This window comes from Methylobacterium iners, assembly GCF_022179305.1.
Taxonomy (GTDB): Bacteria; Pseudomonadota; Alphaproteobacteria; order Rhizobiales; family Beijerinckiaceae; genus Methylobacterium; species Methylobacterium iners.
Genome location: NZ_BPQP01000113.1, coordinates 1 through 8227, shown reverse-complemented (window position 1 = coordinate 8227; position 8227 = coordinate 1). Strand labels below are relative to the sequence as shown.

Genomic DNA, 8227 nt, shown 5'->3' with positions numbered 1-8227 from the left:
CAAGGCTCTCTCGCGTGCCGCCTCGTTGTGGGCGGTCACCGCAGGCTGTCGCCCGCACGCCAGGGTGAAAGCGGCGGCGCGGCATGTCCTCCCCGCTCGTGCTGCGCCCTCTCGCCCCGGCCCTGTGGGGCCGAGCGAACCGCTGCCCGGGGCGGAGGGAGCGAGCCTCCGACGCGGGCACCGCCCTGCCGCCCAAAGCCCGCCCGGTCGGTCACCGGACAGACACCCTCAGTGCCAGGCAGCAGGTGACGGATTAGAAACACAGCTTAGGAATAATAGCAAGAGAAATCGCCTGGGCCGATCGGGATCGAACGTGGTCGGCCTCCGCCGGAGGAACGGAGCTGGGACGAGGTGTGGGCCTGCAGCCCTGGAGCGTCCCCTCTCCGCACCCCTTTCCCGGACGTCTGGAGCGTCAGCGGAGGGTGATCCGGGACCCGGCGAGGGAAGTGCCGCGGCCGCGGCTCATGACGAACGGCGCAAGGGTTCGGACGCTTCGCGGCGTCCCGAGCTGGGCCCCGGATCGGGTTCCGCTGACGCTCCACCCGTCCGGGGAAGGGCGTGGGGGACCCACCCGAAATGATCGATTGCAGCCGATCTGATCCATTCTGGGCCTAAGGGCCCGGAGAGGGTCCTTCGAAATCCCGTCAGGGCACCGCGTCGAAGCCCCCGCCTGAACCGACCCCGAGGGTTGCCAGCTTGGCGGCCCGCCCCCTATCTGTCGATAACGTTCGATTGCGTGCAACCGACGGCCAAGTTTGCCGTTGACGCGCCATACCTCGATTTGTGCGGAGCGGGCGTGAAGCCCCGCCGCCCCAACCATCTAGCCCTGGAGGTGATCGGCACCGGGCGGAAAGGAAGGACCAATGGAAGCGGCTGATGCCTGGCGCCTGACGGACAGGCTGAGTACCGAGCACGGCATGGGCGATCCCTTCGCCGCCGCAGTCCGCGCGACGCGGATGGCGATGATCATCACGGACCCGCGCCAGGACGACAACCCGATCGTCTTCGTCAACGAGGCCTTCCTCGGCCTCTCCGGCTACAGCCGTGACGAGATCATGGGCCGCAACTGCCGGTTCCTGCAGGGCGAGGGCACCGATCGCGGCGCGGTGCAGTTGCTCCGCGAGGCGATCGATGCCCGGCGCGACATCGCCCTCGACATTCTGAACTACCGCAAGGACGGCACGCCGTTCTGGAACGCGCTCTATCTCAGCCCGGTGAGCAACGAGGCGGGCGAGCTCCTGTACTTCTTCGCGTCCCAGCTCGACGTCACCGACCGCGTCGCGGCGCAGGAGCACACCCGGTTCGAGAAGGAGCGGTTCGAGCGCGAGGTCTCGGAGCGCACCCGCGAGCTGACCGAGGCGCTCGCCGCCAAGACGATGCTGGTCCACGAGGTCGACCACCGGGTCAAGAACAACCTGCAGATGATCTCCTCGCTGCTCACGATGCAGACGCGCAACATCACCGACCCGGCCGCGCGATCCGCGATGGAGCAGATGCTCCACCGCGTCGAGGCGCTCGGCACCGTGCATCGCCAGCTCTATCAGTCGAACAACGTCGAGCGCTTCGATGTGTCGGAATTCGCCCGCGACCTCGCGACGGATCTCGTCCGCGGCTCGGGCCGCAACGACATCAGGCTGCATCTCGACCTTGAACCGGTCGAGATCCCGGTCGAAAAGGCGCCGCCGGTGGCCCTGATGATGAACGAGCTGTTGACGAACGCCCTCAAGCACGCCTTCACCGAGGAGCGCCCCGGCAGATTGTCCGTGAGCGTGCGCCCGGACGGGGATTATCTCGGGATCAAGGTCGTGGACGATGGGGTTGGGATGCCGGGGCAACCGCTCGGCAAGGGGTCGTTCGGCAAGCGCCTGGTGGACACGCTGGCTCGGCAGCTCAGCGCCACCATCGCCTGGCAGCCGGCCGACCCGGGGACGCGGATCGACATCCGCCTACCGCGCAAGGTCGCGGAACTGGAAGAGGTCCCGTGAGTGAGTCTCTGAGAGTTCTGGTGGTTGAGGACGAAGCCATCCTCTCGATGCAGCTCGAATTGCTGATCGAGGATGCGGGGCACGTCGTCGTGGGGACCGCGTTCTCGGCCGCGGAGGCGATCCGCATGGCTCATGAGACGCAGCCGGACATTGCCTTCGTCGATCTCCAGTTGCGGGGCGGCTCCTCCGGCCTCGACGTGGCGCGGGCGGTCCGCGACCTCGAAGGCGTGATGATCGTGTTCGTCACCGCCAACGCCGCGATGCTGCCGGAGGACTTCGAGGGCGGCGCGGCCGTGATCCCGAAGCCGTTCTCGGTCGCGATCATGGAAGGGACCCTACCCTACCTGGAGGAATGCGTTCGGCGCCCGCCGCCGAAGGCGGCCCGGCCCACCGGCATGCGGCTCGCGCCTGCCTACGAGGCGCGCTGGGCCGCCGCGTCCTGAGGCGCCCGCGTCCTCAGGCGCTCCGACGCAGGCCGCCGACGATGGCGCGCCGCTCGGATTTCGAGAGGGCGATGCCTAGGCCCGACAGGGTCAGCAGATCGCAGGCGAAGCCGAAGGCCGACCCGACCAGGATGTTGTGACCGGCCCAGAACAGCGTGGCGCAGACGAAGAGCTTGCGCATGGACGAGGCCGAGCCCTGCAGCCGCGCCGCCATGGCGAAGAGCGCGCCGGTGCCCGCGAAGGCCGAGGGCCAGCCGTTCCACGTCGCGAGAACGAGGAGCGCGATCACCAGCGAGCTCGCCGCGAACAGCCCCCCGAACCAGGGCGGGCGGGCCTGCGACTGCGCGAAGCGGGCGGCGACGAGGCTCTGAAGCACCGACATGGCGCACATGGCCACGCCCGTCGTCGAGCCGAGCAGCGCGTAATGCGCGCCGAAGCAGGTTGCGCAGGCCGCGGAGGTGAACAGGATGAGCTGCGGTCGCGGCATGATCCCGGCCGTGAATCCGAGCGTCAGCCCCAAGGCTCCGAAGAGATCGAACCGTTCGACGAGCGTGTTGAAGAAGACGGAGACGAGGTCAGGAAAGGTCATGGCTTGCACGTCTTCGGCGCCGCCGCGGCGCCGGTAAGCACAAGCCGGTATGGGGGTATGGTTACTTCTTTCCTAACGATCGCTTCTTGTCGACCTGCCCGCTATCTTGGGCAGGACTTGTTGCACGAGACCCACATCGGGCACGCGGGATGCGCTCGTCATACCGAGGCAGGACTCCGAAGTGGCTGCGATCCGCACGAGCGGGCGAAATCTACGCATGATGGTCGAGGGTGGGGCGATCGAGCAGGATAACAAACGCTGTCATTCCGGGGCGCCGAAGGCGAACCCGGAATCCATAAACGCTGGCGTCGGCAGGCTTGGCGCAGGTCGCGGCTCTGGATTCCGGGCTCCGCTTCGCGGCCCCGGAATGACAGCGTTGGGTGGCCTTATCGCTGCGTTCCAGGACTTCAGTCGCGATCTGTGCCCCTCGATGCTGCGCGCCCGCGCCAACGATGGCGCCTTGCGAAATCGTCCGTTCAGGCTATCCGCTTAAGACCCAAGTCAATCGGCGCGGCGGTCGCGCTCGGGCGGACCCGTTTCATGACCACCTCTGTCCGCATCCTCGGCATCGATCCGGGCCTGCGCCGCACCGGCTGGGGCGTGATCACGCTCACCGGCGCCAAGCTCGCCTACGTCGATTGCGGCGTCGTCACCTCGGACGGCGACCTGCCCCTGGCCCTGCGCCTGCGCGAGCTCCACGAGGGCATCAGCCGGATCGTGGAGGGCTTCGCGCCCGACGAGGTCGCCGTCGAGGAGACTTTCGTGAACAAGGACGCGCAGGCGACGCTGAAGCTCGGCCACGCCCGCGCCGTCGCGCTCCTCGTGCCGGCGCTCGCGGGGCTGCCGGTCTCGGAATACGCCGCCAACCTCGTCAAGAAGTCGGTGGCCGGCTCGGGCCACGCCGAGAAGAGCCAGATCCAGGCGATGGTGAAGTTCCTGATGCCGAAGGCGGCCTTCACCGTCGCCGACGCGGCCGACGCGCTCGCCATCGCGATCACGCATGCCAACCACCGCAACGCCCACGCCCTGAAGCGCACGCACGCGCCCGGCGCGATTCCCGACCGTGCCGCCTCCCGCATCGCGGCGGCGCTGGCGAAGGGGTGAGGCCTACTCGGGTGAGGACTGCTCGACGGCCTTGAACTCGCCCTCGAGCCGCAGCGTCACCTCGTCGCCGAGCGCGGGCAGGAAGGCCGTGATGCCGAACTCGGAGCGCCTCACGACCGTGCGCCCGTCGAAGCCGATCGTGTAGGTCTTGTCGACGGGGTGGGTGCCCGCCTGGTTGAAGGTCGCGTCGAAGGCGACCGGGCGGGTGACCCCTCGCAGGGTGAGGTCGCCGGTGACGCGGGCTGTGGTCGGGCCCGTCCGCTCGATGCCAGTGCTCGCGAAGGTCGCCGCGGGGAAGCGCGCCGCGTCGAGGAAGTCGGCGCCGCGCAGGTGCTCGTTGAGGCGGGCGTGGAGCGCGTCGATGCTCCCGGTGCCGATCGTCACGCTGAGGCGGCTGCGGGTCGGCTCGCGGGTGTCGAGCTCCAGGGTCGCGGCGACCTCCGGGATCTGTCCGTAATAGGTTGAGAAGCCGAGATGGTTGACCGACCAGGTGATCTTGCCGTGCGCCGGATCGAGGCGGTAGGCGCCCGGCCGGACCTGGCCCGGATCGTTGGTGAGCGGCGCCGGCGCCTGCGCGGCGGCCGGAACGGCGAGGAGGAGCCCGGCCAGCGCCGGGGCGGCGAAACGCGTGAGGGTCATGGCTCTGTTCGGTCGGGCATGGGCGGGTAGCCCTGATTTCACGAAGACGGGGCCGGCTCAAGGCTCGGAATTGGCGCAAGCGGGCCCGGGGCTGTAGGCACCGCGACGAGGCCTCGCGGCCGGGAAGGGATGGATTGCGATGATCGGCAAGCTGAAGGGGCTGGTGGATTCCTACGGCGAGGATTTCGTCATCCTCGACGTGCAGGGCGTGGGCTACATCGTCCATTGCTCCGCCCGCACCCTGCAGCGCCTCCCGCCGCCCGGCGAAGCGACGGACCTCGCCATCGAGACGCATGTCCGCGAGGACATGATCCGCCTCTACGGCTTCAAGTCGGATGCGGAGCGCGAGTGGTTTCGCCTCCTCCAGACCGTGCAGGGCGTCGGCACCCGCGTGGCCTTGGGCGTGCTCTCGATCCTCGAGCCCGCGGCGCTGGCCACCGCCATCGCCACGGGCGACAAGGCGACCGTCGCCCGCGCGCCGGGGGTGGGTCCGCGGCTCGCCGCCCGGCTCATGGCCGAGCTCAAGGACAAGGCGCCGGCCTTCTCGCCCATCGACCCGGCCGTGATCGCGCTCTCGGGTGCGGTGGAAGACCGCACGGCGCCCCAGCCCGTGAGCGACGCCGTCTCCGCCCTGGTCAATCTCGGCTACGCCCCGGTTCAGGCCTCCGCCGCCATCGCCGCGGCGCTGAAGGGGGCAGGCGAGGACGTGGAGGCGAAGACCCTGATTCGCCTGGGGCTGCGGGAGCTGGCCCGCTAGCGGCCCGCGTTCCACGCCGCCCTCCCCCGCCGCCCCCGCGCGACCTCAGCGGTTGCAAAGCCCCGTGCGGACCGCTAAGTTGTTGAAATCGCTCTAGATTTCAACCGTTCTAATGTAGCGCGCAAGATGGTGGCGGACTTGGATTTTCGTCTCTCGTCGTCCCTGGCCCGTCCGGGGACCTCCGCTTCATGATCGTCTGTTCCTGCAACGTCCTCTCCGACGGGGCGATCCGCGCCTGCCTCGATCGCGGCCCCGCCTGCCCGCGCACGCCGGCGCAGGTCCATGCCTGCCTCGGCTGCAGCCCGAAATGCGGGCGCTGCGCCCGCACCATCCGGGCGATCATGAACGCGGCCCTGGGCGAACCCGTCCATTCGTGCGGAACGGGTTGCGCGAGCGCCTGCTCTCTGGTCAAGGTTGCCCCGACGGAGGAGATCGCCGCCTGAGCGGACGCTCGGCGGTCTCCTCACGAGTGCGTTGAGGGAGACGGGTCGTGAAGGGTGATGCGAAGGTTGTCGAGTACCTCAACCGCGGCTTGCGCAGCGAGCTAACGGCGGTGAGCCAGTACTGGCTCCATTTCCGGATGCTCAACGACTGGGGCTACATCGACCTCGCCAAGTTCTGGCGCAAGGAATCGATCGAGGAGATGAACCACGCGGACCGCTTCGTGGACCGCATCCTCTTCCTCGAAGGCTTCCCCAATCTCCAGGAGCTCGACCCGCTACGGATCGGCCAGAACGTCCAGGAGATCATCGAGTGCGACCTCGCGGCCGAGAACGAGGCGCGGGCGCTCTACCTCGAGGCCGCGCAGTACTGCGATTCCATCAACGACCGCGTCTCGAAGATCCTGTTCGAGGATCTGGCCACCGACGAGGAGGGCCATATCGACTTCCTCGAGACGCAGCTCGAACTCATCGAGCAGGTCGGCCTGCCGCTCTACGCGCAGCGCCACATCGGCGGCCTGGAGAAGATCGAGCCGGAAGTGGAGTGAGCGCGGGGGCTCAAGCGGCGAAGACCCGGCGGTAGATGTCGCGCAGCGCGAGTTCGGCACCGATCGCCGGCAGGGCCAGCACGGCGTCGAGGCCCTCAATCGGGCGGCCGGTCCAAGCGCCCTCGATCCGGTCGAAGACCTCCAGGTAGGGCCTGTCCCGCACGACGAGGACGTAGTGCTGGAGCGAGGGGAGCTGCTGGTAGACGAGCCACTTCTCGAAACGGTCGCGCGCCTCGGTTCCCGGGGAGAGAACCTCGAACGGCACGGTCGGGTTGTCGACGGAGGTGGCGCCCGGTTCGAGGTCGCCGCAGACGACAAGCACGTCGGGCAGCATGGCCGCCTCGAGCGGGCGGCTCTTCAGGTAGAAGGTCTCGGTGAAGGCTTGGCAGGACGAGCCTGACGCTCGGAACCGCTGTTCCAGGCCGAAGGCGATGTTCTGCACGATCCGGCCGTGCTCCCAGCGGGCGCCAACCATCATCCGCACGACCCGCCCGCCGATCAGCTCCCAGCGCTCGCTGGCGGGCTTGTCCGCCAGAAGCTCCTCGAAATCGTCGAGGGCCATGTACTCGAACTCCCCCGAGGCATCGCCCATCGCCCGTCACCCTGCACGAAGCTGTGTCTGTGACGCCAGCATAGCGCGGTCGAGCGTTCTTCGCGACGACGATGACGCCCGCGCTACGTCGCCGGCGCGATCACGACGATGTCGCCGCAGGGCGGCTTCGTGGTGATGACCGCGCTGGCGACGCCCCAGAGCCGCGCCCGGCCGCCCCTCGTGTCGACAACCGGTCCGCCGGAATCCCCGGTGCAGACCAGCGAACCGACCGCGCGCGCGATGGTGAGGCCGGTCTCGGTGACGCCGAGAGGGCGGAGGGTCGTGGTCCGCAGCACGCCGGGCGCGCCGCCCGAAAGCCCGATCCCCGCGAATTGCAGGGTCGCCGGCAGGCCCCGGCTCCGGGTCCCGAGCGGGATGGCGCTGCGGCCGCGGACCGGCGCGGCGAGGCGGAGCACCGCGACGTCGAGGGTGAGCTGCGCGAGGTCGCGCACGAGGCCGCCCTCCGCCACGGCGCCGGGCGCGACCGCGTAGCGCGACACGCTGGCGACGGGCAGCGCCGGGCCGACGGGCCGGCTGCCCTGGTAGAACATCACCATCGCACCGAGCGGGTTGTCGCGCACGCAATGGGCCGCCGTCATGACGCGGTCGCGCCCGATCAATACTCCGGTGCAGCGGGTGACCTTGATGTTCTCCTCCTCGTCCGGCTTCAGGAGCGCCCCCACGGCGACGGTGGCGCGCGACAGGGCGTCGCCGCCCCTGGCGGGAGCCCCGCCCTGGATCGCCCCGGCGGGGCTCGCGGCCGTGAGCAGGGCTGCGAGGGCGAGGCATGGTCCCGGGCGCATGGTCATCGGCGAGGCCTGTCTTCGAGGGCGGGTGCGTCGCATCGGGCGATGCGGGGCAGTGAGCGATGGTAGGTGCAGCTCGCGCCGCTTCAAGCCGCCGCCGAGCCGCAGCCCCGAACCCCGATGTCCCGAACCACCATGCGGCGGGTGCTCGCCGGCGTCCGCCCGTGCTATCCCACCCGCGGCGTCCGCCCGATCTGGTGCGGGCGGCCTGCGCACCCGACGCCGACCCTCCGCCCTGCGAGTTCCGTTGACGAAGCCCAAGACCCTCCTCACCCCCGAGCGCCGGCCGGACGACGTCGACACGTCCATCCGTCCGCTGAGTTT

10 protein-coding genes are annotated in these 8227 nt (G+C 69.5%); 6 read left to right on the top strand and 4 right to left on the bottom strand.

What is annotated here, in order from left to right; translation table 11 throughout:
- Window positions 1-863: 863 nt before the first annotated feature.
- Together MFF55_RS25210 and MFF55_RS25205 are read left to right on the top strand one after the other, a co-directional pair.
- Entirely contained in the window at window positions 864-1985 is a 1122-nt protein-coding gene (locus MFF55_RS25210; protein ID WP_238246851.1) for a histidine kinase dimerization/phosphoacceptor domain -containing protein, read from the top strand.
- 20 nt (window positions 1986-2005) lie between these two features.
- Window positions 2006-2428, top strand: coding sequence for a response regulator (locus tag MFF55_RS25205; protein WP_238246850.1), 423 nt, complete (start codon window positions 2006-2008; stop codon window positions 2426-2428).
- Window positions 2429-2441: 13 nt separating this feature from the next.
- Here the strand turns inward: MFF55_RS25205 and MFF55_RS25200 are convergent, their stop codons facing one another.
- Window positions 2442-3017: a YgjV family protein gene (locus MFF55_RS25200; protein WP_238246849.1), complete on the bottom strand. Its 576-nt coding sequence runs from the start codon at window positions 3015-3017 to the stop codon at window positions 2442-2444.
- 540 nt (window positions 3018-3557) lie between these two features.
- On the opposite strand from MFF55_RS25200, the gene ruvC reads away from it, so the two are divergent.
- A complete protein-coding gene (ruvC, locus tag MFF55_RS25195; protein WP_238246848.1) occupies window positions 3558-4121 on the top strand; it encodes a crossover junction endodeoxyribonuclease RuvC in 564 nt (187 codons plus the stop codon).
- A gap of 3 nt (window positions 4122-4124) precedes the next feature.
- On the opposite strand, the gene MFF55_RS25190 is transcribed toward ruvC, so the two are convergent.
- Window positions 4125-4760 carry a YceI family protein gene (locus tag MFF55_RS25190; RefSeq protein WP_238246847.1) on the bottom strand — a complete coding sequence of 212 codons (636 nt, stop codon included), beginning with the start codon at window positions 4758-4760 and terminating at the stop codon, window positions 4125-4127.
- A gap of 139 nt (window positions 4761-4899) precedes the next feature.
- Between MFF55_RS25190 and ruvA the strand changes: the two genes are divergently transcribed.
- From ruvA to bfr, 3 genes are all read left to right on the top strand, one after another.
- The gene (ruvA, locus tag MFF55_RS25185) at window positions 4900-5517 is read left to right on the top strand and encodes a Holliday junction branch migration protein RuvA (protein WP_238246846.1); all 618 of its coding nucleotides are present in this window, start codon (window positions 4900-4902) and stop codon (window positions 5515-5517) included.
- Window positions 5518-5705: 188 nt separating this feature from the next.
- Window positions 5706-5960: a (2Fe-2S)-binding protein gene (locus MFF55_RS25180; protein ID WP_238246845.1), complete on the top strand. Its 255-nt coding sequence runs from the start codon at window positions 5706-5708 to the stop codon at window positions 5958-5960.
- A gap of 47 nt (window positions 5961-6007) precedes the next feature.
- Window positions 6008-6505 carry a bacterioferritin gene (gene bfr / locus MFF55_RS25175; protein WP_238246844.1) on the top strand — a complete coding sequence of 166 codons (498 nt, stop codon included), beginning with the start codon at window positions 6008-6010 and terminating at the stop codon, window positions 6503-6505.
- A gap of 10 nt (window positions 6506-6515) precedes the next feature.
- Here the strand turns inward: bfr and MFF55_RS25170 are convergent, their stop codons facing one another.
- Window positions 6516-7097: a Uma2 family endonuclease gene (locus MFF55_RS25170; RefSeq protein WP_238246843.1), complete on the bottom strand. Its 582-nt coding sequence runs from the start codon at window positions 7095-7097 to the stop codon at window positions 6516-6518.
- Between the two features lie 83 nt (window positions 7098-7180).
- Window positions 7181-7906 carry a S1 family peptidase gene (locus MFF55_RS25165; RefSeq protein WP_238246842.1) on the bottom strand — a complete coding sequence of 242 codons (726 nt, stop codon included), beginning with the start codon at window positions 7904-7906 and terminating at the stop codon, window positions 7181-7183.
- Window positions 7907-8227 lie beyond the last annotated feature (321 nt).

Excerpts from the sequence above, each read along its gene's own strand:
- ruvC (WP_238246848.1), top strand. The coding sequence starts at position 3,558 with ATGACCACCTCTGTCCGCATCCTCGGCATCGATCCGGGCCTGCGCCGC.
- MFF55_RS25165 (WP_238246842.1), bottom strand. The coding sequence starts at position 7,906 with ATGACCATGCGCCCGGGACCATGCCTCGCCCTCGCAGCCCTGCTCACG.
- MFF55_RS25180 (WP_238246845.1), top strand. The coding sequence starts at position 5,706 with ATGATCGTCTGTTCCTGCAACGTCCTCTCCGACGGGGCGATCCGCGCC.
- MFF55_RS25210 (WP_238246851.1), top strand. The coding sequence starts at position 864 with ATGGAAGCGGCTGATGCCTGGCGCCTGACGGACAGGCTGAGTACCGAG.
- MFF55_RS25190 (WP_238246847.1), bottom strand. The coding sequence starts at position 4,760 with ATGACCCTCACGCGTTTCGCCGCCCCGGCGCTGGCCGGGCTCCTCCTC.
- ruvA (WP_238246846.1), top strand. The coding sequence starts at position 4,900 with ATGATCGGCAAGCTGAAGGGGCTGGTGGATTCCTACGGCGAGGATTTC.
- MFF55_RS25200 (WP_238246849.1), bottom strand. The coding sequence starts at position 3,017 with ATGACCTTTCCTGACCTCGTCTCCGTCTTCTTCAACACGCTCGTCGAA.
- MFF55_RS25170 (WP_238246843.1), bottom strand. The coding sequence starts at position 7,097 with ATGGGCGATGCCTCGGGGGAGTTCGAGTACATGGCCCTCGACGATTTC.